General features: G+C 72.5%; 26 protein-coding genes. 11 read left to right on the top strand and 15 right to left on the bottom strand.

The window, feature by feature from the left end:
* Positions 1 to 54: 54 nt before the first annotated feature.
* A complete protein-coding gene (locus tag ITJ69_RS01100; RefSeq protein ID WP_216834250.1) occupies positions 55 to 660 on the bottom strand; it encodes a hypothetical protein in 606 nt (201 codons plus the stop codon).
* A 97-nt stretch (positions 661 to 757) separates the two neighbouring features.
* Here ITJ69_RS01100 and ITJ69_RS01105 point away from each other — a divergent pair, with 97 nt between their 5' ends.
* Complete coding sequence (locus ITJ69_RS01105) at positions 758 to 1,390, top strand: GNAT family N-acetyltransferase (RefSeq protein WP_123339447.1); 633 nt, start codon at positions 758 to 760, stop codon at positions 1,388 to 1,390.
* 3 nt (positions 1,391 to 1,393) lie between these two features.
* On the opposite strand, the gene ITJ69_RS01110 is transcribed toward ITJ69_RS01105, so the two are convergent.
* Positions 1,394 to 2,161, bottom strand: coding sequence for a carbonic anhydrase (locus ITJ69_RS01110; RefSeq protein ID WP_194671745.1), 768 nt, complete (start codon positions 2,159 to 2,161; stop codon positions 1,394 to 1,396).
* A gap of 74 nt (positions 2,162 to 2,235) precedes the next feature.
* Between ITJ69_RS01110 and ITJ69_RS01115 the strand changes: the two genes are divergently transcribed.
* The 3 genes from ITJ69_RS01115 to ITJ69_RS01125 all read left to right on the top strand — a co-directional run bounded on the left by ITJ69_RS01115 (position 2,236) and on the right by ITJ69_RS01125 (position 3,792).
* Positions 2,236 to 2,718 carry a hypothetical protein gene (locus ITJ69_RS01115; protein WP_123293092.1) on the top strand — a complete coding sequence of 161 codons (483 nt, stop codon included), beginning with the start codon at positions 2,236 to 2,238 and terminating at the stop codon, positions 2,716 to 2,718.
* Positions 2,719 to 2,849: 131 nt separating this feature from the next.
* Entirely contained in the window at positions 2,850 to 3,422 is a 573-nt protein-coding gene (locus ITJ69_RS01120) for a DUF1684 domain-containing protein (protein WP_123293403.1), read from the top strand.
* Positions 3,423 to 3,432: 10 nt separating this feature from the next.
* On the top strand, positions 3,433 to 3,792 hold the full coding sequence (locus ITJ69_RS01125; protein WP_165901018.1) for a GntR family transcriptional regulator: 360 nt from the start codon (positions 3,433 to 3,435) through the stop codon (positions 3,790 to 3,792).
* A gap of 111 nt (positions 3,793 to 3,903) precedes the next feature.
* On the opposite strand, the gene ITJ69_RS01130 is transcribed toward ITJ69_RS01125, so the two are convergent.
* Positions 3,904 to 4,737 (bottom strand): endo alpha-1,4 polygalactosaminidase, encoded by an 834-nt coding sequence (locus tag ITJ69_RS01130; protein ID WP_194671746.1) that lies wholly within the window; start codon positions 4,735 to 4,737, stop codon positions 3,904 to 3,906.
* A 288-nt stretch (positions 4,738 to 5,025) separates the two neighbouring features.
* On the opposite strand from ITJ69_RS01130, the gene ITJ69_RS01135 reads away from it, so the two are divergent.
* Both ITJ69_RS01135 and ITJ69_RS01140 read left to right on the top strand, forming a co-directional pair.
* Positions 5,026 to 6,633 carry a DEAD/DEAH box helicase gene (locus ITJ69_RS01135; protein WP_131845925.1) on the top strand — a complete coding sequence of 536 codons (1,608 nt, stop codon included), beginning with the start codon at positions 5,026 to 5,028 and terminating at the stop codon, positions 6,631 to 6,633.
* 143 nt (positions 6,634 to 6,776) lie between these two features.
* Positions 6,777 to 6,986 carry a CsbD family protein gene (locus ITJ69_RS01140; RefSeq protein WP_111083508.1) on the top strand — a complete coding sequence of 70 codons (210 nt, stop codon included), beginning with the start codon at positions 6,777 to 6,779 and terminating at the stop codon, positions 6,984 to 6,986.
* A 96-nt stretch (positions 6,987 to 7,082) separates the two neighbouring features.
* Here the strand turns inward: ITJ69_RS01140 and ITJ69_RS01145 are convergent, their stop codons facing one another.
* Entirely contained in the window at positions 7,083 to 7,625 is a 543-nt protein-coding gene (locus ITJ69_RS01145) for an NUDIX hydrolase family protein (RefSeq protein ID WP_111083509.1), read from the bottom strand.
* Between the two features lie 73 nt (positions 7,626 to 7,698).
* Between ITJ69_RS01145 and ITJ69_RS01150 the strand changes: the two genes are divergently transcribed.
* The gene (locus ITJ69_RS01150; RefSeq protein WP_194671747.1) at positions 7,699 to 8,319 is read left to right on the top strand and encodes an alpha/beta hydrolase; all 621 of its coding nucleotides are present in this window, start codon (positions 7,699 to 7,701) and stop codon (positions 8,317 to 8,319) included.
* 160 nt (positions 8,320 to 8,479) lie between these two features.
* Here the strand turns inward: ITJ69_RS01150 and ITJ69_RS01155 are convergent, their stop codons facing one another.
* Entirely contained in the window at positions 8,480 to 9,136 is a 657-nt protein-coding gene (locus ITJ69_RS01155) for a PadR family transcriptional regulator (protein ID WP_111083510.1), read from the bottom strand.
* Positions 9,137 to 9,297: 161 nt separating this feature from the next.
* Here ITJ69_RS01155 and ITJ69_RS01160 point away from each other — a divergent pair, with 161 nt between their 5' ends.
* Together ITJ69_RS01160 and ITJ69_RS01165 are read left to right on the top strand one after the other, a co-directional pair.
* Positions 9,298 to 14,085: a DEAD/DEAH box helicase gene (locus ITJ69_RS01160; RefSeq protein WP_194671748.1), complete on the top strand. Its 4,788-nt coding sequence runs from the start codon at positions 9,298 to 9,300 to the stop codon at positions 14,083 to 14,085.
* Positions 14,078 to 14,857, top strand: a complete 780-nt coding sequence (locus tag ITJ69_RS01165) for an Fpg/Nei family DNA glycosylase (RefSeq protein ID WP_123671403.1) — start codon at positions 14,078 to 14,080, stop codon at positions 14,855 to 14,857. Before ITJ69_RS01160 ends, ITJ69_RS01165 begins: the two co-directional genes overlap by 8 nt.
* Positions 14,858 to 14,894: 37 nt before the next feature.
* On the opposite strand, the gene ITJ69_RS01170 is transcribed toward ITJ69_RS01165, so the two are convergent.
* Entirely contained in the window at positions 14,895 to 15,821 is a 927-nt protein-coding gene (locus ITJ69_RS01170; RefSeq protein ID WP_194671749.1) for a LysR family transcriptional regulator ArgP, read from the bottom strand.
* 70 nt (positions 15,822 to 15,891) lie between these two features.
* Here ITJ69_RS01170 and ITJ69_RS01175 point away from each other — a divergent pair, with 70 nt between their 5' ends.
* The gene (locus ITJ69_RS01175; protein WP_323742875.1) at positions 15,892 to 16,656 is read left to right on the top strand and encodes a LysE/ArgO family amino acid transporter; all 765 of its coding nucleotides are present in this window, start codon (positions 15,892 to 15,894) and stop codon (positions 16,654 to 16,656) included.
* A 14-nt stretch (positions 16,657 to 16,670) separates the two neighbouring features.
* Here ITJ69_RS01175 and ITJ69_RS01180 read toward each other — a convergent pair whose 3' ends face one another.
* The 7 genes from ITJ69_RS01180 to ITJ69_RS01210 form a co-directional block, all read right to left on the bottom strand.
* Complete coding sequence (locus tag ITJ69_RS01180) at positions 16,671 to 18,146, bottom strand: amino acid permease (RefSeq protein WP_123293079.1); 1,476 nt, start codon at positions 18,144 to 18,146, stop codon at positions 16,671 to 16,673.
* A 191-nt stretch (positions 18,147 to 18,337) separates the two neighbouring features.
* Positions 18,338 to 19,210 (bottom strand): hypothetical protein, encoded by an 873-nt coding sequence (locus ITJ69_RS01185; RefSeq protein ID WP_194671751.1) that lies wholly within the window; start codon positions 19,208 to 19,210, stop codon positions 18,338 to 18,340.
* 18 nt (positions 19,211 to 19,228) lie between these two features.
* Positions 19,229 to 20,050 carry an alpha/beta fold hydrolase gene (locus ITJ69_RS01190; protein WP_194671752.1) on the bottom strand — a complete coding sequence of 274 codons (822 nt, stop codon included), beginning with the start codon at positions 20,048 to 20,050 and terminating at the stop codon, positions 19,229 to 19,231.
* Positions 20,051 to 20,214: 164 nt separating this feature from the next.
* Positions 20,215 to 20,475, bottom strand: a complete 261-nt coding sequence (locus ITJ69_RS01195) for a type II toxin-antitoxin system RelE family toxin (RefSeq protein WP_123293075.1) — start codon at positions 20,473 to 20,475, stop codon at positions 20,215 to 20,217.
* Positions 20,472 to 20,732 carry a type II toxin-antitoxin system Phd/YefM family antitoxin gene (locus ITJ69_RS01200; RefSeq protein WP_123293073.1) on the bottom strand — a complete coding sequence of 87 codons (261 nt, stop codon included), beginning with the start codon at positions 20,730 to 20,732 and terminating at the stop codon, positions 20,472 to 20,474. The genes ITJ69_RS01195 and ITJ69_RS01200 overlap by 4 nt, the downstream gene beginning before the upstream one ends.
* A gap of 28 nt (positions 20,733 to 20,760) precedes the next feature.
* Positions 20,761 to 21,273, bottom strand: coding sequence for a methylated-DNA--[protein]-cysteine S-methyltransferase (locus ITJ69_RS01205; RefSeq protein WP_111083519.1), 513 nt, complete (start codon positions 21,271 to 21,273; stop codon positions 20,761 to 20,763).
* The gene (locus ITJ69_RS01210; RefSeq protein ID WP_416354921.1) at positions 21,270 to 22,862 is read right to left on the bottom strand and encodes an AlkA N-terminal domain-containing protein; all 1,593 of its coding nucleotides are present in this window, start codon (positions 22,860 to 22,862) and stop codon (positions 21,270 to 21,272) included. The genes ITJ69_RS01205 and ITJ69_RS01210 overlap by 4 nt, the downstream gene beginning before the upstream one ends.
* Before the next feature lie 333 nt (positions 22,863 to 23,195).
* Between ITJ69_RS01210 and ITJ69_RS01215 the strand changes: the two genes are divergently transcribed.
* On the top strand, positions 23,196 to 23,732 hold the full coding sequence (locus ITJ69_RS01215; RefSeq protein ID WP_131846116.1) for a molybdenum cofactor biosysynthesis protein: 537 nt from the start codon (positions 23,196 to 23,198) through the stop codon (positions 23,730 to 23,732).
* Between the two features lie 51 nt (positions 23,733 to 23,783).
* Here ITJ69_RS01215 and ITJ69_RS01220 read toward each other — a convergent pair whose 3' ends face one another.
* A complete protein-coding gene (locus ITJ69_RS01220) occupies positions 23,784 to 24,326 on the bottom strand; it encodes a type 1 glutamine amidotransferase domain-containing protein (protein WP_194671753.1) in 543 nt (180 codons plus the stop codon).
* A 115-nt stretch (positions 24,327 to 24,441) separates the two neighbouring features.
* Complete coding sequence (locus ITJ69_RS01225) at positions 24,442 to 25,095, bottom strand: HAD-IA family hydrolase (protein WP_131921000.1); 654 nt, start codon at positions 25,093 to 25,095, stop codon at positions 24,442 to 24,444.
* Positions 25,096 to 25,098 lie beyond the last annotated feature (3 nt).

A 25,098-nucleotide genomic window follows, 5' to 3' on the forward strand; every position in this document is an offset into this window, starting at 1 on the left:
GCTCGCTGGTGCCGGACGGCCTGGACGGCGCTCCGGTCCCTGTCCGCCCGAACGCTACGCCCGGCCCCGCGATTCCCGCAGGACGACCAGTTCCGGTCCGACGGCGAGCGCCGCGTGCACCGGCTCGCGACCGAGGACGGCCGCGCTCTCGGAGGCCGTGACCAGGTGCTTCACCGCGCGCCGGAGCCCGGTGTACGCCGCGCAGGCCGCGGCGGCCTCCGGTGAGGTGTGGTCGATCCCGACCGCGGCGAGCGCGTCGACGACGGCGCCGGCGGCGAGCAGGTCCTCGACGGCGAAGTCGGGTGCGTCGGGCACGTCGACGGTCTCGCCCGCGGCCTCGGCCGCGTCGTCCAGCGCTCCGGGATGGTGCAGCCCGGCGGCGACGACCGCGACGACGCACCGGTCGCCACGATCGGCCTGGAGGCCCGTCACCCGTTCCGCGATCGCACTCGCGTTGCCGAGGTGGCCGAGCACGACCTCCGGACCGTCCGGCAGCTGGGCGGTCGCGTTCCGCAACGCGCGGCGCTGCGCCGCCGCGTCCGGCGAGCTCGGCAGGACGTCCACCCAGACGACGAGGTGTGCGCCGTGGGCGATGCGTGCCGCACCACCGGTGCCCCACGCGAACCGGACCTGGTACTGCTCCTGGGTGCGTTCTGCCACGTCCGTCACGATAGCCGTCCGGGCGATGCTGTCCCTCTCCACAGGGTGGCCGTCCCGACAGGCTCCACCATGGTCGACGACCGTAGGATGCACTTCCATGGAGATCGCCCCCGCGCCCACCCTGACCGGCGACCGTGTGACGCTCGAGCCCCTCGCGCAGGAGCACGCGGAAGACCTGCGGGCAGCGGTGACGGACGGCGATCTGTGGCGCACCTGGTACACCTCGGTCCCCGCGCCGGCCCAGGTCGAGGACGAGATCGACCGGCGCCTCGCCGAGCACGAGGCCGGCCGCATGGTGCCCTTCGCGGTGCGTGACCGTCCGACCGGCCGCGTGGTGGGCTCGACGACCTTCATGAACATCGACGCGGGCAACCGGCACGTCGAGATCGGCAGCACCTTCCTGGCGAAGTCGGCGCAGCGGTCGGGCATCAACACCGAGGCGAAGCTGCTGATGCTGTCCCACGCGTTCGAGGCCTGGCAGTGCATCGCGGTGGAGTTCCGCACGCACTGGCACAACCACCAGTCCCGCGCCGCGATCGCCGGTCTGGGCGCCAAGCAGGACGGCGTGCTGCGGAACCACTCGATCGGCCGCGACGGCACGCTCCGCGACACCGTGGTGTTCTCGATCATCGCCTCGGAGTGGCCGGCGGTCCGGCTGTCCCTGGCCGAGCGGCTCCGGCGGCACGACCGCGCCGAGGGGTCGCGCCGCCGGTCCGCCCGGCACGCCTGACCGTCAGAGCGTGTGACGGACCGTCCGGTCGCCCAGTGGCTGGACCGGACGCGCGTTCTCGACGTGCGCTGCCTCGAGGTCGGCGAGCTGGTCGGCGCCGAGCTCGATCGGGTCCTCGAGCACGATCCACCGCACCCCCTCGGTGCACGGCGGCGTGGTGAGCGAGCCCTCGTAGGTCGCGAAGGAGCGCGACGCAGGCAGCATCGCCTCGACGTCCACGGTGCTCTCGCGACCCGCCCCTGCCGTCGCCCCGGCGAGGTAGCTCTCGTACGCCGGGTTGTGCGCGCCCCGCTCGGCGAGGACCCCGACGACGGTCAGGGCTCCGCGGTCGTCGGCGTGCACGAAGTGGAACTCCGCGTCGGCCGGCTCGCCGTCGACGGTGTGCTCCGACCCCGCGTGGAAGTGCATCTGGACCAGGTCGAGTTCCTCGCCCGCGACGGTCGTCGAGGCGCCGTCGTCAGCGGTGAACTGCACGGTGTGCCCGTTGTCCGCCGTCAGCCCCCGGACAGCACCCGAGCCCACGAGGTCGAGGTCGGCGCCACCGCGGGCGGCCGGGAGGTCGATCGGGGACTGCTGGTCGCCGGTGCCGCACGTGCCGTACTCGTCGGTGAGACCACCCCAGTGCTGCGGGGCGCCTGCTCCCTCGTACGACCACGACGTGCCGGCGTCGTGCGCGTCGGCCTCGGGAGGCGTTCCGGCCGCGCAGCCGGCGAGGACGAGGAGGACGGCGGGAGCGGCGAGCAGGGGGAGGCGGGGGTGAGTGGATCGCATGCTGTACACACTCACATACTCGTATTTCACATTTGCCGAGAGCGGTCGTCGGCCGCCAGCGTAGGGTCCTCGGCATGCACGTCGGTATCCGGATCGTCCTCGATGCTCCGGTCGACGCCGTGCGCGATGCCCTGCTGTCCCCATCCGTGATGGTCGCGGTGACGAAGCCGTTCCTGGTGTACCGCTCGCGCAGCCCCGAGGGGTTCCCCGAGCGGTGGGAACCGGGGCACCCGCACCCGATCACCGCGAGTGCGTTCGGCCTCGTGCCGAGCGGCGACACGCACGTCGACCTCGACCTGTACGAGATCGACGGCGTCCCCGTGCAGCGTGACAACGGCGGCGGCACGAGCGGGCTGTTCGGCCGCATGACGATGCGCCACCGGATGGCGGTCGTGCCGGCTCCCGGCGACCGGACGCTGCTCATCGACCGCCTGACCTACCGGATGCGGCCGTGGCCCCTCGGCGCACTGCTGTGGCCGGGGATGTGGGTCATCTGGCAGTGGCGGGCGTACCGGATGCGTGCGCTCGCGCCCACCTGGCGGACGGATGCTGCCTGACCGAGGCGAGTCGGGCCTCCCGTCCACCGCGGAGCGGGCGTAGCCTCGACCACGTGAGCCAGACGCGCCCCCAGGAGCCGACGACCGACGACCGTGTGCGCAGCACGCTGGCGACCGTGGACTGGCGGCGCATGACGTTCGACCTGTACCGCCGCGTCCGCGCGACGCCCGATCCCCAGACGGCGCACGCGCTGTGGCGGGAGACCCGCGACGCGATGTTCGCGGAGCACCCCGCGTCGCCGCTCCTGGACGAGGACGCCCGCGACTTCGAGTCGCTGCCCGTGCCGGACTACGACCCCGCCTGGCGGTTCCAGGTGCGCATCGAACCCGCCGAGCCCGCCGAGTTCGACTACGAGACCGGCACCGACGGCACCGTGCACTTCGACCGCCTCGGCGTCGTGACGGTCCCGGGCGTCGGCACGCTCGACGTCTGGTCGCACGGCGGCTACGCGGGCGGGCTGTTCGTCCCCGTGAAGGACTCCAGCGCCGGCAAGGCCCGTGGCACGTACGGCGGCGGACGCTACCTGCTCGACACCATCAAGGGCTCGGACCTGGGCGGCGACGACGCCGACTCGCTCGTGCTGGACTTCAACTTCGCGTACAACCCGTCGTGCGCGTACGACCCGGCGTGGGCGTGTCCGCTCGCGCCTCCGGGCAACACCGTGCCGGTGCCGATCCCGGTCGGCGAGCAGTACGACTTCTAGGGTGGAACGCATGGCAGGACTGGTCGCACTCGACGCCGGCGGACGCGTGCCGCCCTTCGAGCAGGTCCGCTCGCAGATCGCGGCACAGATCGGCGCGGGGTACCTCGTCGACGGCGAACGGCTGCCGAGCGTGCGGGGGTTGGCCGACGAGCTCGGGCTGGCGGCCGGCACGGTCGCGAAGGCCTACCAGCTGCTCGAGGAGGCCGGGCTCGTGCACACCGCGCGTGGTGCCGGCACCCGGGTGGTGCGGCCGGCCGAGGTGCCGGACGCCGTGGCTGATGCGGCACGTGCGCTCGCAGCCGCTGCCCGCGCGGCGGGACTGTCGGCGGACCAGGCGGCCACCGCGCTCAAGGACGCCTGGCCCGCGTAGCGCCGGGCTTCGAGGCGTACCTGGCGCTTCCGGGCGTACCTGATCGGAAGTTCCGGCCCGGTACGCCCGATTCGACTTTCCATCGCGGGCGTTCTGGGAAGGAACCCGCGCTCAGCAGTGCTCGAAGACGTAGGCGTCGTCGGTCGGCGTGACCAGGTCGCGGTCGCGCAGGATCGTCATCGCCGGGCGGCTCTTCAGCTTGCAGACCGACCCCCACGAGCGCTCGAGGGTGTCCGCGTACTCGATGTCGATGACCCGCTTGCCGTAGGCCTTCGTGTACGCCGAGCACTCCCGGTACTGCACGCACTCCTCGGCGACGACGAAGTCGAACCCGGTCTGCTTCCGGCCGGAGGCCCCGAGCTGCGGCGTGTTCTTCTGCCCGACGGCCAGGCCGTGGCGGTGCCCGGTGTCGACGAGTGACTTCGCCAGCGCGAGGTTGCCGGCGCGCGTGAGCCGCTTCCCGCTCCGGGTCCACGAGTCGAGGTTGTCGAACTCGACCGCGTCGAACCCGCGGTCGCCGCAGCGGGCGATGGACTTCGCGAGCACCTTCGTGATGAGCGCGCGCTTCGCGGCCGTCCGGGTGTCGAGGAGCATCTCGTCCGGCCAACCCGGGTCGGACACCGGCTTGCCGGCCGGGTCGCGCAGGATCGCCGACGGGTACGACCCCGTCCACGTGCGGGCGGACTCGGGCTGCGTCTGGAACCCGTTGACGTAGCAGATGTCGTACGTGCCCTTCGCGGGCTTGGCGGTGCTGTCCCGCTCGACGATCGTCACACCGGACGGCGGCGTGTAGGAGCCGCCGAGCTGGTAGTCGGGGCGCCCCGAGGTCGGCAGGTTGCGGTAGCTCGCCGCAGCGCTGGTCGGAGCAGCCTCGGCGCAACCGGCCGTGCCGAGGACGGCCACCAGGGCCATCGCGGTGGTGATCAGGACGGTTCGCGTACGCACCCGGGAATCCTCGCATGCGCACGGCGAACGGACCGGTCCTGGGTTCTGCGGGGTGCACGCGCTATGCTGGTGGTACTCGAGACGCCGATCGTCTCGTGCGTCGTACGGACGCCCCGAACTCCCGACCACGTTCCACTGATCCTCTGGTCGATGATCGAGCACCTCCCGAAGGTGCCCAGGCTTCTCTGCTGCGGCGACTGCGCCAGCCACCTCTGTTGGCGCGCGTCCCGCCCGCGCGCTGCCTCAGAGCGCGCCCACAGCCGGTCTCATCCGGCTCGAAAGGTCACCATGACCACCAATGACCTCCGTTTCTCCGACCTGGGCGTCCCCGCGCCGATGGTCGCCGTCCTCGCCGACCAGGGCAAGGAGACCGCGTTCCCGATCCAGGAGGACACGCTCCCCGACTCCCTGCAGGGCAAGGACGTCCTCGGCCGTGGCCGCACCGGCTCCGGCAAGACGATCGCCTTCGCGATCCCGCTCGTCGCGCGCCTCGCCGCCAGTGGCCGCAAGCGCCGCGCCGGCCGCCCCCGCGCCCTGGTGCTCGCCCCCACCCGTGAGCTCGCGACCCAGATCGACGTCGCCCTCGCCCCGCTCGCCAAGGCCATGGGCCTCAACACCACGACCATCTTCGGTGGCGTCGGACAGGGCCGTCAGGTCGACGCCCTGCGCGGCGGCGTGGACGTCGTCGTGGCCTGCCCGGGTCGCCTCGCCGACCTCATGCAGCAGGGCCACGTCAACCTCGGTGACATCGAGGTGACCGTCCTCGACGAGGCCGACCACATGGCCGACATGGGCTTCCTGCCCGGCGTGACCAAGATCATGCAGGCGACGCCCGAGCAGGGGCAGCGTCTGCTGTTCTCCGCCACGCTCGACAACGGCGTGGACAAGCTCGTCAAGAAGTTCCTGCACAACCCGGTGATGCACTCCGTCGACGAGGCGAACAGCCCCGTCGAGGCGATGACCCACCACCTGTTCGAGGTCGCCGACGCCGACGCGAAGAAGCACCTCGTGAGCACCCTCGCCTCGGGCAACGGTCGCCGCATCCTCTTCATGCGCACGAAGCACCACGCCAAGCGCCTCGCCAAGCAGCTCAGCAGCCAGGGGATCCCGGCCGTCGACCTGCAGGGCAACCTGTCGCAGGGCGCCCGTGAGCGGAACCTGGCGAAGTTCTCGTCCGGCGAGGCCCTCGTCCTCGTCGCCACCGACGTCGCCGCCCGTGGTGTGCACGTCGACAACGTCGAGCTCGTCGTGCACGTCGACCCGCCCACCGAGCACAAGGCGTACCTGCACCGCTCGGGCCGTACCGCCCGTGCCGGTTCGTCCGGTGACGTGGTCACGGTGACGATGCCCGCCGAGCGTCGCGACGTCGCGCAGATGATGCGTGCCGCCGCGATCAAGGTCACCCCGCAGCAGGTCACCGCGACCTCCCCGGCGGTCACCACGCTCGTCGGTGAGATCGCCCCGATCCGCCACGTCGCCGAGGACCAGCCCGCGCAGCAGCAGCGTCAGCCGAAGCAGCGCTCCGCCGATTCCGCCGGTGACCGTGGTCGTCGTGGTCGCGGCGGCCGTCCGGGAGGCTCGGGTCAGCCCGCGCGTGCCGGCTCGGCTTCCGAGTCCGCCGGTTCGGCCGGGGGCCGTCAGGGCCGTCCGGCTCGTGGCGCACGTTCCGAGGGCACCGGGCGCTCCGCCGCCGCGGGCGCGGGCTCGACGGGTGGTCGCCGTACCGGCGGCAGCCGTCGTGCCGGCAGCGACACCGTGCGCGGTGGGTCCTCTGCCGTCTGGTCCTCGGACGGTGGCTACGCCGCGGGCCGTGGAGCCGGCCAGGAGTCGGGCGGGGGCCGTCGTGGCTCGTCGCGCCGTGCCTCCCGTCCGGCCGGCGCTGCCGACCGCCACTGACCTGTCGACCCGGCCCGCGCTGACCAGCGGGGGACAACCTTGGGGGCGCCTGCGAAGCGGACGCCCCCAAGGCGTAGGTTCTCCTTCACCGGATGCCGCGCAAGCGGCTGACGGGGAAACGTCCGCTGTTGGAAGGAGTGCCTATGGCTGGGATCGAAGACATCAAGAACGCCGCTGAGAAGGCGGCAGGCAAGGTCAAGGAGGCCGTCGGGAACGCGACGGACAACGACCACCTCAAGGCTGAGGGCAAGACCGATCAGGTCAAGGCCGACACCAAGCAGGCGGGTACGAACGTCAAGGACGCCGCTTCCGGCGTCGCCGACAGCCTCAAGAGCGACCGCGACACGAAGTAACAAGCCGGTCAATCACCGCGCTGCGAAGCCCCCGGATCCGGGGGCTTCGTCGTGTTCGGGGGGGGGCTCCGTCGTGTTCGGGAACCGAGCCGGTCGCTACATGAGCGCGCCGACCGACGCGAGGCCCGCACGCAGCAGGGCGCCGCGGCCACCCTCCATGTCGTCGGCGACGCCGTCCGACGCGGCTTCCATCGGGGTCATCCAGGTGAGCTCGAGGGCGTCCTGCCGGGGCTCGCACGTGCCGGTGACCGGGACGACGTAGGCCAGCGAGATCGCGTGCTGCCGTTCGTCGGTGTACACCGAGGCGCCGGGCAGCGGGAAGTACTCGGCCACCGTGAACGGCGTCGGGCTCGACGGCAGCTGCGGGAACGCCATCGGGCCGAGGTCCTTCTCGAGGTGACGGAAGAGCGCCGTGCGGATGGACTCGCCGAACATCACGCGACCGGACACCAGGGTGCGGACGATCGAGCCGCTCGGGGCCACACGCAGCAGCACTCCGACCTCGGTCACGACGCCGAGCCCGTCGGTACGGACGGGGATCGCCTCGACGTAGCAGATGGGGAGTCGACGACGCGCGTTGGCGAGTTCCTCGTCGGACAGCCAGCCGGAGTCGGGGTCGGGGGTTTGCAACGAGGCCATGCACCGTGTCTACCAGGGACGGCGTCGAGTTCGGCGGAAGGCGCGGGACTTGGGGATGGTTAGCGTTGTCCACATGATTGATGCAGACCTGGTGCAGTGGACCCGTCCCGCGGAGGAACGCGCAGGGACACCGCTGCTCGTGACCATGCACGGGGTGGGGTCGAACGAACGCGACCTGCTCGGACTCGCCCCCGCGCTGCCGGCGGCCTGGACGATGGCGTCACTGCGGGCACCGATGCCGTGGGGCCAGGGGTTCAGCTGGTACCCGCTCGGGACGCCGGGCTCCCCCGCACTCGAGCCCGTCGACGCCGCGGTCGCCGAGGTGCTCGCGTGGGTCGACTCCGTCGCCGCCGACCACCCGCGGATCGGGCTGCTCGGGTTCTCGCAGGGCGGGTCGATGGCGCTGCAGCTGCTGCGGGTACGACCGGCTGCGTTCGCCTTCGCGGTGTCGCTGTCCGGGTTCGTCGTGCCGGGGGTGACGGATGCGCGTGACGAGGCCGTCGCCGCCGTCCGGCCGCGGGTGTTCCTCGGGCACGGAGACCTCGACCCGGTGATCCCGGCGGAGGCCACCGCGCGGACGCAGGCGTGGGCGGCGGCGAACACCACCGTGACGGACCGGACGTACGAGGGCCTGCCGCACGCGGTGTCGGCAGCGGAGCTGTCGGACGTCGCGGCGTTCATCGACGGCGCGTAGGCGCGGGGCGCGCTTGGTGCGACGCGCAGCCCGCTTGGTGAGCAGAAATGGTCGGGTCCGACGTGCGGACTCGACCATTTCTGCTCACGATGCGCGGGGGTCGGCCCCGGCGACGACGGACGGGAGGCACGGTGCGGGCTGGCACCGTGCCTCCTGTCCGTCAGTCGGCGAGGATCTGCAGCAGGTCCTTGCGGAGCTGGTCGACCTTGGCGGTGGCGGCCTTGGCCTGGTCCTCCGTCGCGGTCGTCCGGTACATCTGCAGGACGCCCATGGTCTTCCGGAGCGCTTCGAAGAACTCGCGCTGCGCGTCCGGGATCCCGGGGGCCGCGTCGAGTGCCGCGGCGATCTCGTCGGCCTTCGCCTCAGCCTCGGCCTTGCCGGCGTCGGTGAGCTCGAAGAGGGTCTTGCGGCCGTCGCCCGACGAGACCACGAGGTCTTCGTCGACGAGCTGCTGGAGCGTCGGGTAGACCGAGCCGGGGCTCGGCTTCCAGGCGCCGCCGGTGCGTTCGGCGATGGTCTTGATCACGGCGTAGCCGTTCTGCGGCCCCTCGGCCAGCAGGCCGAGGATCGCGAGGCGGACGTCACCGCGGCGGCGGCGTTCACGACCGAAGCCGGGTCCGCCGAAGCCACCGAAGCCGGGGCCGAAGCCCATGCCCGGCCCGAAGCCCGGGCCGAAGCCACGGCCGCCTCGGCCGCCGTGCTCGTGGTCACCGCGGTCGCGGCCGGGGAAACCGGCGCCGTGGTGCTGCCGCGCGCCGCCGAAACGGGGGCCGCGCGGGTGGTGGTTGCTGTCGTTGTCGTTGTGCATGGGGCGCATGGTGCGTCCTTCCTTGTTGCTGAGTCGGCTCGCGATCGGTCTGACTGGTTTCGTCTTCGTCGTATCGCGATGTGTTTACGATAGATCGCTAACTATCGTCTTGTCAAGGAGTATTCCCCGCTCGGCCTGCTGTCGGTGGTGGCGGGCAGGATGGGCGGACCATGACGGACGTCTTCGAGCGCTTCTCCCCCGCGACCGCGGAGTGGTTCCGTGGTGCGTTCGACGCCCCCACTCCGGCACAGGCGGGCGCGTGGGACGCCATCTCGACGGGGCAGCACGCACTCGTCATCGCGCCGACCGGTTCCGGCAAGACCCTGGCCTCGTTCCTGTGGTCGATCGACCGGCTCATCAGCGCGACCGACCGGCCCCCGGCCAAGCAGCGCACGCGGGTCCTGTACGTCTCGCCGCTCAAGGCCCTCGGCGTCGACGTCGAGCGGAACCTGCGCAGCCCGCTCGTCGGCATCACGCAGACGGCCAGGCGGCTCGGTACCGAACCACCAGAGGTCACCGTCGGGGTGCGCAGTGGCGACACCCCGTCGTCGGACCGGCAGAAGCTGCTCCGCCAGCCGCCGGACATCCTCATCACGACGCCCGAGTCGCTGTACCTCATGCTCACCTCGCAGGCGCGCGAGACCCTGGTCAACGTCGACACCGTCATCGTGGACGAGGTGCACGCGGTCGCCTCGACCAAGCGCGGAGCGCACCTGGCCGTCTCGCTCGAACGGCTCGACGACCTGCTCGACAAGCCGGTGCAGCGCATCGGGCTGTCCGCCACGGTCCGGCCGCCGGAAGAGGTCGCCCGGTTCCTCGGGGGTCGGGCGCCGGTGACGATCATCGCCCCGCCGGCGCAGAAGACCTTCGACCTGCGCGTGGTCGTGCCGGTCGACGACATGGCCGAGCTCGGTGCTCCGCCGGTCGGTGCGGACGCGTCCGATGCGCCCGCGAACGGCTCGATCTGGCCGCACGTCGAAGAGCGTGTGGTCGACCTCATCGAGGAGCACCGGTCGACGATCGTGTTCGCGAACTCGCGGCGACTGGCCGAGCGACTCACCGCGCGGCTGAACGAGATCCACGAAGAGCGCGTCCTCGCCGCGGCGGCTCCGGCTTCGGCCGCGGAGGGCGATGCGCTGGTGCCGGCGGGTGTCTCGCCGGCCGACGACGGACTGCCGGTGGCGCGGGGTCGCCCACAGTCGCCCGCCCGGACCTCGGCGCACGCGGTCGCACCCCAGGGCACGAAGCGGCCGCCGGCGCAGATGATCGGCGCGTCCGGGCAAACCGGTGGCGGCGGCTCCGACACTGCAGTGCCCGTGCTCGCCCGCGCCCACCACGGCTCGGTGTCGAAGGACCAGCGCGCCATCATCGAGGACGACCTGAAGTCCGGTCGGCTGCGGTGCGTCGTCGCGACGAGTTCGCTCGAGCTCGGGATCGACATGGGCGAGGTCGACCTCGTCGTCCAGGTCGAGGCGCCACCCTCGGTCGCGAGCGGCCTGCAGCGCGTCGGGCGTGCCGGGCACCAGGTGGGCGAGATCTCCCGCGGGGTGCTGTTCCCGAAGCACCGCGCCGACCTCGTCAACAGTGCGGTCACGGTCGAACGGATGGTCTCGGGGCAGATCGAGTCGATCTCGGTGCCGGCGAACCCCCTCGACGTGCTGGCGCAGCACACCGTCGCCGCGGGAGCGATCGACACCGTCGACGTCGAGCACTGGTTCGACCTGGTCCGGCGGAGCGCTCCGTTCAGCGGGCTGCCCCGCTCGGCGTTCGACGCCACGCTCGACCTGATCACCGGGCGGTACCCGAGCGACGAGTTCGCCGAACTCCGCCCGCGGCTGGTGTGGGACCGCGTGCACGGCACCCTGACCGGACGCCCCGGCGCCCAGCGGCTCGCGGTGACGAGCGGCGGCACGATCCCGGACCGCGGCATGTTCGGCGTGTTCATGGTCGGCGAGAAGGCCTCCCGGGTCGGCGAGCTCGACGAGGAGATGGTCTACGAGTCCCGCGTCGGCGACGTCTTCGCCCTCGGAGCCACGAGCTGGCGGATCGAGGAGATCACCCACGACCGGGTCATCGTGAGCCCGGCGTTCGGACAGCCCGGTCGGGTGCCGTTCTGGAAGGGCGACGGCATCGGCCGCCCCGCCGAACTCGGTCGCGCGACGGGGGCGTTCGTGCGCGAGGTCGAGGGCGCCTCGGACGACGACGCCCGCGCCCGGGTCGCCGCCGGCGGCCTCGACGAGCGTGCCGTCACGAACCTGCTGACCTTCCTGCGCGACCAGCGCGCGGCCACCGGTCACGTGCCGAACGACACCACGCTCGTGGTCGAGCGCTTCCGCGACGAACTCGGCGACTGGCGGCTCATCCTGCACTCGCCGTACGGCATGCAGGTGCACGCGCCGTGGGCCCTGGCGGTCGCGGCACGGTTGCGTGAACGCCACGGCATCGACGGCGACGCGATGGCCGCCGACGATGGCATCGTGGTGCGCATCCCCGAGACCGACGCCGAACCGCCGGGCGCCGACCTGTTCGTGTTCGAGCGCGACGACCTCGAGGCACTCGTCACGGACGAGGTCGGTGGGTCGGCGCTGTTCGCCGCGCGGTTCCGCGAGTGTGCGGCGCGCGCCCTGCTGCTGCCCCGTCGGAACCCCGGGCAGCGATCGCCCCTGTGGCAGCAGCGGCAGCGGGCCTCGCAGCTGCTCGAGGTGGCCCGGAAGTACCCGTCGTTCCCGATCGTGCTCGAGACCGTGCGCGAAGTGCTGCAGGACGTCTACGACGTGCCCGCCCTGCTCGGCATCGCCGACGAGATCGCCGGCCGCCGCATCCGCCTGGTCGAGACCGAGACCGAGACGCCGTCCCCGTTCGCCCGCTCGATCCTGTTCGGGTACGTCGCCGCGTTCATGTACGAGGGCGATTCCCCGCTCGCCGAGCGCCGGGCCGCGGCACTGTCGCTCGACTCGACCCTGCTCGGCGAACTGCTCGGCCGCGCCGAACTGCGGGAGCTGCTCGACCCGGCGGTCATCGCCTCGGTGGAACAGGACCTGCAGCGGCTGTCGCCGGACCGCCGGGCGCGCGACGCCGAGGGGCTGGTCGACGTGCTGCGGCTCGTCGGCGCGCTCGACCTCGACGAAGCCGTCGACCGGAGCTGGCTGGCGGCGTCGGACGACCGCTCCGCCGCTGCGACCGAGGTGCAGACCGTGCTCACCGCGCTCGAGCGCGACCGCCGGGTCCTGTCGTTCTCACACGCCGGGTCCACCCGCTGGGCCGTCATCGAAGACGCCTCGCGCCTGCGTGACGCCCTCGGGGTCCCGCTGCCGATCGGCGTGCCGACCGCGTTCGTCGAACCCGTCGCCGACCCGCTCGGTGACCTGGTCGGCCGGTACGCCCGGTCGCACGGGCCGTTCTCGGCGCAGGAGGCCGCGGGTCGCCTCGGCCTCGGGGTCGCCGTCGTGCAGGACACCCTGCGCCGTCTGGTCGCCGACCGACGTGTGGTCGAGGGCGAGTTCCGCCCGGATCGGCAGGGCGCCGAGTGGTGCGACGCCGAGGTCCTGCGCCGGATCCGCACGAAGTCCCTCGCCGCGCTCCGCCACGAGGTCGAGCCGGTGTCGCCGGACACGCTCGCGCGCTTCCTGCCCGCCTGGCAGCACGTGCAGACCCCCGGCACCCGCGGCGGCCTGCGCGGGGTCGACGGGGTCCTGCAGGTGATCGACCAGCTCGCCGGCGTCGCCCTGCCCGCCAGCGCCTGGGAGACCCTGGTGCTGCCCGCGCGGGTGACCGACTACTCCACGAACATGCTCGACGAGCTCACCGCCACCGGCGAGGTCCTGTGGTCCGGCGGCGGGACCCTGCCCGGCAACGACGGGTGGGTGCGCCTGCACCTCGCCGAGACGGCGTCGACGACGCTCGCCGAGCCCTCCGGCGACGAGACCACTGAGCTGCAGCGCGACGTGCTCGGTGCCCTGGCCGGCGGCGGCGCGTACTTCTTCCGCCAGCTCGGGCAGGCCGTCGGCAGCACCGACGACCCGGCCCTGACGACGGCGCTGTGGGACCTCGTCTGGGCCGGACAGATCACGAACGACACGTTCGCTCCGCTGCGCTCGATGCTCGGCGGCAAGGCGAAGAGCAGCAGCGCCCCGCGGGCTCGTGCGTACCGCGGGCGCCGACGTCCGACGATGCCGACGCAGTCCGGTCCGCCGTCCGTCGGTGGCCGCTGGTCCCTGCTCCCCCTGGCCGAGTCCGACTCGACCGTGCGGGCCGCCGCGACCGCCGAGCAGCTGCTCGAGCGCTACGGGGTCGTCACCCGCGGGGCCGTCCAGGTCGAGGGGGTCCGAGGTGGGTTCGCGGGCGTGTACCGGGTGCTCTCGCGGTTCGAGGAGTCCGGGCGGGCGCGCCGCGGCTACTTCATCGAGGGCCTCGGGGCCGCACAGTTCGCCACGGGTCCGACCATCGACCGGCTGCGGACCTACGCCCGTGACCTCGACGACGAGCGCGTCGACCCGGACCGGAAGCGCGAGGCACTGACCCTGGCCGCGACCGACCCCGCGAACCCGTACGGAGCATCGCTGCCCTGGCCGTCCGAGGACCACGCGGCGGCCGAGGCGGGCGACACGGGCGCCGACGTCGCTGCTGTCGCTGCGGCTGCGCAGATGGCCCCGGCACCGGCCACCACCGGCTCCCGCGGCCACCGGCCCGGGCGCAAGGCCGGAGCGCTCGTCACCACCGTCGACGGCCGGCTCGCGGTGTACGTCGAGCGCGGCGGCAAGTCGGTGCTGACCTTCACCGACGACCCCGCGGACCTCGCCGTCGCGGCCGCGTCGATCGCGGGCATCGTGCGCACGGGCCTGCGGAAGCTCGCGGTCGAGCGCGTCGACGGCGAGTTCGTGCTCGGGACCCCGCTCGGCACCGCGCTGGGCGACGCCGGGTTCACCGCCACCCCGCAGGGACTCCGGCTCCGTGCCTGAGGGCGACACCGTCTACCGGGCAGCGCACCGGCTGCACACGGCGCTCGCGGGCAAGGTCCTGACCCGGAGCGACTTCCGGGTGCCCGCGTTCGCGACCGTCGACCTGGTCGGCCGCACCGTCGACGAGGTCGTGCCCCGTGGCAAGCACCTGCTGCACCGGATCGGGGACCTGACCGTGCACTCGCACCTGAAGATGGAGGGGCGGTGGGACGTCTACGCGCCAGGTGAGCGCTGGCGACGCCCGGCGCACCAGGCACGCGCGATCCTCGACACCGAGGACGTCTCGACCGTCGGGTTCACGCTCGGGGTGCTCGAGGTGATCCCCCGCGACCAGGAGTCCGAGGTCGTCGGACACCTCGGCCCGGACCTGCTCGGGCCCGACTGGGACGCCGACCTGGCGCTCGAGAACCTGACGCGGGATCCTGCACGGCCGGTCGGACTGGCGCTGCTCGACCAGCGCGTGCTCGCCGGCCTCGGCAACGTCTACCGCAACGAGCTCTGCTTCCTGCGCGGGGTCCTGCCGACCCGACCGGTGGCCGAGGTGCACGACGCCGGCCGGACGATCTCCCTGGCGAGCCGGCTCATCCTGGCGAACCGCGACCGCAGCCACCGGGTGACGACGGGGATCGACCGCCCGGGGCGTCGGTTCTGGGTCTACGGACGAGCGGGCAAGCCGTGCCTGCGGTGCGGCACCCGGATCCGGCGAGGAGACCTCGGTGACTCGGAGCTCACCCTGCGGGACACCTACTGGTGCCCGCGCTGCCAGACCTGAACCGCGGGCGCAGCGACGAGCACCGGCACGTGCCTGCTCACCGGGTGACGGGGTGCAGGCGCTCGGCGGCGGTCGACCGCACCGCGTCCGTGACCCGCTCGAGCAGCGGTGACGCCAGGTTCCACCGTTGCCACCACAGGGCGACGTCGGCTCGGCGGGTCGGGGTGAGCTCGAGCAGCTCGCCCCGCGCCAGGGCATCGAGGCACTGCGCCTCGGGCAGCATCCCCCACCCGAAGCCGAGCGAGACCGCCCGTGCGAAGTCGGCCGAGGTCGGGACGAAGTGGCGTGGACCGGAGGGCGCGTGGCCGAGCACCCGGCGGAGGTAGCCCTGCTGCAGGTCGTCGTCACGGTCGTAGTCGACGAGCGGCACCCGGTCGAGGCGGCTCAGCATCCGCCGCTCGGTGTCGGCGTCGGACAGGTAGCGGTCGACGAACGCCGGCGATGCCACCGCCCGGTACCGGTCGATGCCGAGCGGTACCGACGAGCAGCCCTGCACGGGGTCCGCCTCGGCCGTCACGGCACCCATCACCGTGCCGGCGCGCAGCAGCTCGGCGGTGCGGTCCTGGTCCTCGCGGTGCAGGTCGAAGACCACCTCGGTGTCGGCACGGACGAGTGCGAGCGCGTCGAGGAACCACGTGCCGAGCGAGTCGGCGTTGACGGCGAGCGGGATCGACGGCACCGCAGACCCCGCACCGTCGGCACCGGTCTCGCCGAGTGCACGGGCGGTCTCGTCGTCGAGCAACCGCACCTGGCGTGCGTGCCGGAGCACGACCGCGCCGTCGGCTGTCGGGGTGACCGGGGTCGTCCGTTGCAGCAGGACCCGGCCGACCTGCTGCTCCATCGACTTGATGCGCTGCGAGACCGCCGACGGGGTGATCGCCAGGGCCCGGGCAGCCGCGTCGAGGGTGCCGTGGTCGACGGCGGCCAACAGGGTCTCGAGGTGCTCGCGCTGGAACCGGACCATGCAGTGCAGCTTACGGCGCTGTAGGAACGTGAGCTGGTCTACAGACGAGGGTGCCCCTAGCGTCGTGGACGTGACCGCACTCCTCCCCCTGCTCGCCGGCCTCGGCACCGGACTCGCCCTGATCGTCGCGATCGGTGTGCAGAACACCTACCTGCTCCGGTTGGCGGTCAGCTCGGGCCTGCGGGTGGTGACGGCGGCGGTCGTCGTGTGCGCGGTGTCGGACGCCGTGCTCATCGTCGCCGGGGTGCTCGGCGTCGGGGCCGTGGTCGAGCGGTTCCCGGTGGCACTCGTCGTCGTGCGGTTCGTCGGAGCCGCGTTCCTCGTGACCTACGGCGTGCTCGCCGCGCGACGGGCACTGCGGCCGTCGAGCGACGCCATGCGCGTGGCCGACGAGGCGGCGGCGGACGACGTGACCATCGCGACTCGCGTCGCCGACCAGGCGGCGGACGACGGCGTGCCGGAGCCGGCCGCGGGCAGTGGACCCGAGCGCCCGGGGACGGTGGTGGCGGGGCGGACGCGCACCGCGCCTCCCGGCCAGGCGGTGACCATGCGCACGGCGGTGGCGACCATGCTCGTCTTCACGTGGGCGAACCCGCACGTGTACCTGGACACGCTGGTGTTCCTCGGGTCCGTGGCGAACCAGCAGGGTCCCGACGACCGGTGGCTGTGGACGGTCGGCGCCGTCGCGGCGAGCTGCCTGTGGTTCGGCGCGCTCGGGTTCGGCGGGCGACTGCTCCGGCCGCTGTTCGCGAAGCCCCTGACGTGGCGGGTGTTCGACGGCCTGGTCGCCGTCGTGATGCTGGGCTTCGGCGTCCTGCTGGTCGTCGGCGCGTAGGAGGCCGGAGCCCGCTACTGCTGCCCCTTGCCCACCCGGCTGTTGCGGCGGCTGTAGCCGAAGTAGATCGCGAAGCCGATGACGAGCCAGACGACGAACCGCAGCCAGGTCTCGACCTCGAGGTTCAGCATCAGCCAGAAGCACAGCACCGCCGACAGGATCGGGATCACCGGCGACCACGGCACCCGGAACGAGCGCGGGGCGTCCGGGCGCGACTTGCGGAGCACGATGATGCCGATCGACACCAGCACGAAGGCCGACAGGGTGCCGATGTTGATCATGCCCTCGAGCTTGTCCACCGCCGTGAAGCCGGCGAGCAGCGCGACGACGACGCCCGCGACGACCTGCACGCGCACCGGCGTCTGCGTCTTCGGGTTCGTCTTCGAGAACCAGCGCGGCAGCAGACCGTCGCGGCTCATCGCGAAGACGATGCGGGACAGGCCGAGCAGCAGCACCATGACGACGGTCGTCAGACCGATCAGGGAGCCGATGGCGATGATGCCGGCAGCCCACGGCAACCCGACGATGTCGAAGGCCGAGGCCAGGGACGGTGCGTCCTCCTGCGCCAGGCGCTGGTAGGAGACCATGCCGGTGATGACGATGCTGACGCCGACGTAGAGCAGCGTCACGATGCCCAGGCCGATGAAGATGCCGCGGGGCAGCGTCTTCTGCGGGTTCTCGGTCTCCTCCGCGCTGGTCGCGACGACGTCGAACCCGATGAACGCGAAGAACACGAGCGACGCCGCGGCGAGCAGCCCGAAGACGCCGTACTGCGCGGGCTCGGAACCGGTGAACCAGGACACGAGCGACTGGGTCCAGACGCTGCCCTCGGCGCCCTTGGCGGGCTCCGACGGCGGGATGAACGGGGTGAAGTTCGCGGCCTTGACGAAGAACGCACCGGCGACGATGACGAACACCACGATGGCGACCTTGATGATCGTGATGACCGCCGAGACCCGCGACGACAGGCGGGTGCCGAAGGCGAGCAGCACCGTGAAGATGCCGACGATCAGGACCGGGCCCCAGGTGAACGGGATCGGGCCGAGCTGGATCGTGCTGGGCAGGGTCACACCGAAGACGTCGAACGCGGTGCTGAGGTAGATGCCCCAGTACTTCGCGATGACGGCGCTCGCGGTGAGGGTCTCGAGGATGAGGTCCCAGCCGACGATCCAGGCGAGGAGCTCGCCCATCGTGGCGTAGGTGAACGTGTACGCGGAGCCGGCGACGGGGATCGTCGAGGCGAACTCGGCGTAGCACATGATCGCCAGGCCACACGTGACCGCGGCGAGCAGGAACGAGATGATGACGCCGGGCCCGGCGAAGTTCGCGGCGGCGTTCGCGCCGACCGAGAAGATGCCGGCGCCGACGGCGACCGCGATGCCCATCGCGGCGATGTCAAACGTCTTCAGGGAGCGCTTCAGGGACCGGCCCTGCTCCTCGGAGTCGGCCAGTGAGGCCTCGATCGACTTGATGCGGAGCTTCGTTGCCATGGGGTGGATCCCGTCATCGACTGGGCGGCGGACCCCGTGACATTACTGGTGTACCACCCCGACACGCAAACAGCGGAGCCGCTGGGCGCATGGGAACCAGGTTCCGGACGCGGAACCAGGGAACGGCGCGGTGCGGTGTCCGGAACCAGGTTCCGTGGGCAGAGCGGGTCGACCGGGAGGCCCGGCTCGGCTCAGGCGGATCGGCGCCAGTCCGCCAGGAACCGCGCTCCGGCCTCGTCGTGGATCACCCCGTCGGGTGCGGTGAGCACCGGGTACGGCGTCGCCGGAACGCCGTCCGAGGGACGGACGTCGACGTGCGCGACCTCGTGGCCGTTCGCGTGCAGCCAGTCCGCCATCGCGTAGTCGCTGCGCGAGTCGCCCATCGTGCGCCAGGCCGTCGGCAACTCGCCGTCCTGCGCCAGGAGCTCGAGCGACCGCTCGGCGCCCATGTCCTTGCCGCTGCGGTCGGACTCGACGTCGGTCGAGATGATCGTCGGGTCGATCCGCCACTGCACGGCGCCGTCGGCGTCGGGTCGGACGTCGTCGAGACGGCGCACGCCCAGGCCGCGACGCTCGAGGGCCGCCATCGCCTTCGCGTCGAACTCGGGCTGCCGAGCCAGGTACGTGGCGTTCGGCACCTCCACCCGCTGCTCGATCGACACCATGGCGCGCTTCGTCTCGTCGAAGAACACCAGGTCGGCGTACTCGGTGCGGACGAGCTCGCGCATCTCGTCGGCGTAGTCGCGCGGGAGCGCCAGGTCGTCGGCGACGGTGAGCTCGCTCGTCCCGCCCTCGTACTGCGGGCCGATCGAGCACCAGACGGCGCCCTTCTCGCAGACGGCGTGCACGCGGCCACCTTCGGCGAGACCACCGGCGAGCAGCGGACCGACCACCTCGCTCCGGATGAAGGCGTCGCTCCGGCCGGTGTTGAAGACGACGGGGATGCCCTCGGCGGCGAGGGCGACGAGGTCCTCGATGATGCTCGGGATCGCGATGGTGCGGGAGACGGGGCTGGCGATGGGCCCGTCGACGTCGAGCAGGAGACCGAGACGAGGTGCGTTCACCACGCCATCCTCTCGCAGTCAGCTGCTCGGTGAGACGACCCGGACCAGGAACCCGTCGAGCACGGCGCCGATCGCAGCCGGGTCGGGCACGTGACCCTGCCCGGGGACCTCGACGTAGCCCGAGCCCGGCACGGCCTCGACGACCGCTCGGGCCGCCTGCCGCATCCACTCGTGGCCGTCGCTGCCCGCGGCGACGAGCACCGGGACACCGACCGCTGCTGCCACCCGCTCCGGGATCGCCAGGCCGTTGAGCACCCGCACGTCGCGGCTGAGCACGTGGGCGTCGACGACGAGCGACCGCCAGAGCGCACCCTTCAGCCGCAGCGCCGAGATCTGCCCCATCGGCACCCCCAGGACGTGCGCGAGGAACGCCCGGACGGCCTGGGCGCGACGGCCGGCGGCGACGTGCTCGTCGAGCAGGTCGGCGAAGACGACGTCGTCGGCGTGCGGGTCGACCGTCGCCCGGTACGGCGGCTCCCACAGCACGGCGGCCCCGAGCGGGACACCGGCGGCGAGGCCCCGGAGGACCACCCCCGCGCCGACGCAGAGGCCGAGCGCGACGACGGGTCCGTCCACACTCGCGACGACGGCCGCGAGGTCCTCGACCTCGCGCTCGATCGTCCACGGGGTGGTGTCGCCGCTCGCACCGCGGCCCCGCCGGTCGTACGTGATGACCCGGTAGCGGTCCTGCAGGCCGCCGGTCAGGTGCTCGACGGTGGGGGTGCCGTGGTGGTCGAAGGCGCCACCGACCACGACGAGCGCCGGACCGGTCCCCGCGTCGGACACGGCGATCACCGTGCCGTCGGCGGAGACGACCGTGCGGTCGACGTGCTGGTCCATTGGGGGCCTTCCGAGGGTGGTTCGACGGCGCTGCGTCGGGTCCTCGGGAGGGACCGGGCGGGTCGGTCCTCGAAGCATGGCATCGGAGCGCTCCCACGTCACCACCCGCAACCAGGGGGAGACGACCGATCCGGGTCCGGGTCCGGCTCCGGCTCCGGCTCCGCTCAGCGGTCGCGGTATATCGCTCGGCGGTGGCCGGCATCGACGACGATCACGATGAGTCGGCCGTCGTCGATCTCGTAGATCAGACGGTAGTCACCTGATCGCACCCGCCAACCGGGTCGGTTCACGAGCTTCCGAGCTGCCGGGGGCCGCGGGTGGTCGGCGAGGATCGCGAGGAGTCCCTCGATCCGCCGACGACCGTCGGGCGGGAGCTTGCGGATGACACGTTGCGCGGACGGGATGACCTCGACCGACCAGGTCATCCGAGTCCGAGTTCGCGCTTGAGATCGTCCCACTGCACGTTCTCGCCGCCGATGCGCTTGTTCTCCGCGATGGCAGCGTCGTACGCGACCAGGTCGTCGAGGTCCTCGGCCGCCTCGAGCAGGCGGTCCAGGACATCCGCGTCCACCACCGCCGCGACGCGCTTGTTGCGCCGGGTCAGGTAGACGGGTTCGTGCCGGGCGTCATCGATGATCGACGCCAGGCGGCCACGTGCTTCGGAGATCGACACTTCGCTCACCGGTACATTCTAGAGCGTTTTGTACAACTCAGACGAGCGCCGTGGTACCGACCGACTCCCGTTCGAGCAACGATCGCTTGACGTCGAGCCCCCACGCGAAGCCCCCGAGCGTGCCGTCGGAACGCAGCACCCGGTGGCACGGCACGAACAGTGCGGGAGCGTTCCGTGCGCACACGCTGGCGGCGGCCCGCACGGCGTCCGGTCGGCCCATCGCCCCCGCGAACTCGGTGTAGGTCAGGGTGCCGCCGGCCGGGATGCGGCGGAGCTGCCGCCACCCCTCGGTGAACAGGTCGGTGCCGAACTGCCGCACCGGCACCTGCATGGCGTGCTCGACCTCGCCCGAGTAGAAGGCGTCCACGGCATCAGCGGCGGCGACCGTGCCGTCGACGATGCGACTGGGCCGGTACCGGTCGGCGAGCCGCCCGAGGATCCGGTCGACGGAGTCGGTCCAGCCCGAGGCGAGGACACGGCCCTCGGCGTCCTCGAGCACGGTGAAGGCCCCGTCCGGGGTGTCCAGGGTCTGGATGGTTGCGTCGGTCATCGTTCGTCCTTCCGAGGGTCGTTGTCTGCGTGCCGCGCACGGCCGGTGCCGTGCACCCGCGCACCGGCGGCCGTCGCGATCGCGCGGTCGATGATCGGTCGCCAGCAGTGCATCGTCAGGTAGCTCCGCCAGGGCGCCACCTGCTCCGACCATAGGGAGAGCTCGCGCGCCGTACCGGGCAGTCCGAGTTCCTGTGCACCGTTGCGCACCGCGAGGTCGCTGTGGAGGAACACGTCGGGGTGGTGCCGGACCCGGAGCGCCACGTAGTCGGCGGTCCACGGCCCGATGCCCTTCACCGCCAGCAGCCGCTCGCGCAGCTCGTCGAGCGACTGTCCGCCGTCGATGACGAGCGACCCGTCGGTGAGCGCCGCGGCGACCCGCAGGATCGTGTCGACGCGGGCGGCCGGACCGCGCAGCACCTCGTGGCCGCGGGCGGCGATGACCTCGGCGGACGGGAACAGCAGGCCGTCCGGCAGGATCGCCGACGGCACGGCGGCACCGAACGCCGCCACGAGCCGCGTCTGGGCCGTCCGGGCCGCGGCGACGGAGACCTGCTGCCCGATGAGGGTGCGGAACACGATCTCGTGCGCGTCGACGGCACCGGGCAGCCGCAGGCCGGGGACCCGCTGCACGGCCGCAGCGAGCTCGGGCACGGAGCCGAGCACCGCGTCGACGGCGACCGGGTCGGCATCGAGGTCGAAGTACGACCGGACGCGGGCGACGAGCGTCGGCAGGTCGGACAGGTCGGTGACGCGCACCCGCAGGTCGATCCCGGTACCGCGACCGGCGGCCGTGGAACCGGCCGTCCCCGCGACCGCGGCCGATGCGCTGAACCAGCCCGGGCCTCCCGGCAGGTCGAGCAGCCGCCCGTAGGAGGTGACCCGACCGGATTCGTCGGTGTCCACCTGCTCCAGGCCCGGCAGGGCGTGCAGTGCGTGCCAGTCGAGGAGCCCCTGCGCGTCGAACGGCGGCCGCGCGGGCAGGTGCACGTGCAGTGCGCCGTCGGACGCGGGCCGGAGCGTCCGACGGGCGCGCAGCTCGGACGGGGTGACGGCGAAGACCTCGCGGACGGTCTCGTTGAACTGGCGGACGCTCGCGAACCCGGCCGCGAAGGCGACGTCCGCGATGGGCAGGTCCGACGACGTCAGCAGCGTGCGTGCCGTCTGGGCGCGGTGTGCGCGGCTGAGCGCCTTCGGGCCGGCACCGAGCTCGGCCGTCATGATGCGGTTGAGCTGGCGTTCGGAGTAGCCGACCCGTGCGGCGAGCCCCGGGACGCCGTCGCGCTCGACGACGCCGTCGAGGACGAGGCGCATGGCGCGGCCGGCGACGTCCTCGCGCAGGTCCCACTCGGGGCTGCCGGGGGTCGCTTCGGGCAGGCAGCGCTTGCAGGCACGGAAGCCGGCCAGGTGCGCTGCGGCGCTCGTGCGGTAGAAGGTGACGCCGGTCTCGCGGGGCGTGCGTGCCGGGCAGCTCGGTCGGCAGTAGATGCCCGTGGAGTGCACGGCGGTGACGAACTGGCCGTCGAAGCGTGCGTCGCGCGAGGCGACGACGCGGTAGCGCTCGGCATGCAGCTGGTCGGTTCCGGGGATGGTCACGGGCCCAGCCTGACACGCACCACCGACCGCGACTGGCGGAAATCGGACGCCGCGGCACGTCGCGTGGTGCGGGTGGCGGGCGGCCCGAGGTTCCGAGGTTCCGAGATCTCGGCATGTCGGCGCTCGATGTACTCGCCCGTGGAACCTCGGCGCCACACCGACGGCGTGTTGTGGAACCTCGGCGCAGTACCGACGACGGCACGGCGTCGACCGGGAGGCCCGGCTAGCGTTGGGCGGGTGACCTCCGGAGACGACGTGGCCGGGTCTGACCACCGGGTCGGCTCCGACGAGCTCGCCGGGCTCGCCGAGGTCGCCGACTCCGTCGACCTGCCGTTCCGGACCGACGTCGAGGTCGCGCTGCTGCTCGTGTCGCGCCGCCACCGCTACGAGGGCAGGCCGGCCGACGGTGCGCTGCCGGTCCGATCGGACGACCCGGACGAGCTGCGCGACCGCATCGAACTGCGCGCGGGACTCGGCATCGTCGGCGACCGCTACTTCGCGGCGCGGGCGCACGTGCACGCCTCGGTGACGGTCATCGGGCTCGAGGGCCTCGAGGAGGTCGGACGATCACTCGGCGTGCCGGTCGACCCCGTGGCGACCCGGCGGAACGTGTTCCTGCGGGGCGCCGACGTCGAAGCGCTCCGGGGGGAGCCGTTCTCGCTGCAGAGCCCCGGCAGCGGTGCCGTGCTGTTCCGCGGGTACCGGCCGGCGAACCCGTGCGCCTGGATGGACCACGAGGTGGCGCCGGGTGCGTTCCGGGCGATGCGTGGACGGGGCGGGGTGCGGTGCGACCCCGAGTCCGACGGCGTGCTCACCCTCGGACCCGCGGTGCTCCGGACGACCCGCCCCGTCGCGCCGGGCTGACGGCGGCGCCGTCAGCGGCAGCGCACCGCCGTCAGCGGCAGCGCACCGTGCTCACGCGGTCAGCGCGCTCTCGATCGCGTCGACGAAGGCCGGCAGGTCGTCGGGGTTCCGCGAGGTGATGATGCCGCCGTCGACCTGGACCTCCTGGTCGACCCACTCGGCGCCGGCGTTCCAGACGTCGGTCTGCAGCGACGGGAACGAGGTGATCGTCCGTCCGCGCAGCACACCGGCCTCGATGAGGGTCCACGGGCCGTGGCAGATCGCCGCGACGGGCTTGTTCGCCTCGACGAAGGCCGTCACCAGGGAGACCGCCGAGTTGTCCTGTCGCAGGGTGTCGGCGTTGATGGTGCCACCCGGGACCACGAGCGCGTCGTACCCGGTCACGTTGACACCGGCGATGGTGGTGTCGGGGTCGAGGGACTTGCCGGGGTCCTTGTCGCCGACGAGGGTCGCGATCGAACCGGAGTCCTGCGCCGCCACGGTCACCGTCGCGCCGCGCTCGCGGAGCTGGTCGACGGGCACGACGATCTCGTCCTGCTCCACGCCGTAGTTCGTCGCGATGACGAGGACCTTCTTGCCGTCCAGGGTTGCCATGGTCGCTCCTTCCGCGGCCCGGTGGTTCCGGCCGCACGTGCGGCCCGGTTGTTCCGGCCGCACACCCGAGGGTCGTCGGGGAGCGCTGGGCGTGCCCGCAGGACGCAGCGGGTCCTCAGCCGCGGATGCGGAAAGCGGACCCTTCGGGCTCGACGGTGATGCCCTCGTACCCCGACACCCGGTAGAGCCCGGCCGTGACGTCCGACTCGTGCGGGCCGACGACGACCGTGGTCGCTCCGGAGGCGATGGCCGACTCGAGGCCGGCGGGGGCGTCCTCGAACGCCACGCAGTCGGTTGCCGCGACACCGAGCAGTGCGGCACCGCGCAGGTACCCGTCGGGGTGCGGCTTGCCGTGCTCGACGTCCTCGGACGGCACGAACGCCGTCGGCATGGTCAGGCCCGCTGCCGCCATCCGGCCGGCGGCCAGGTCGCGCGGCGCACTCGTCACGAGCGCCACCGGGACCCCCGCGTCGAGGAGCCGGTCGACGAAGGCTGCGGCGCCGGGGATCTCGAAGATGCCCTCGCTGCTCGCGCTCTCCTCGGCGACCAGTGCGGCGGCGATGCGGAGCTGTTCGTCGCGGTCCAGTCCGGGCAGGAAGTGCTCGATCGTGCTGATCGCCTGACGGCCGTGCGAGAAGGCCAGGATCTCGGCGGGCTCGATGCCGCGGTCCTGACCGAACCTCGTCCAGGTCGCCTCGACCACCGCGGTCGAGTCGACGAGCGTCCCGTCCATGTCGAAGAGGACCCCGGACGCCACGATGTCGATCACGCG

It is taken from the genome of Curtobacterium sp. VKM Ac-2887 (assembly GCF_015350935.1).
Taxonomy (GTDB): Bacteria; Actinomycetota; Actinomycetes; order Actinomycetales; family Microbacteriaceae; genus Curtobacterium.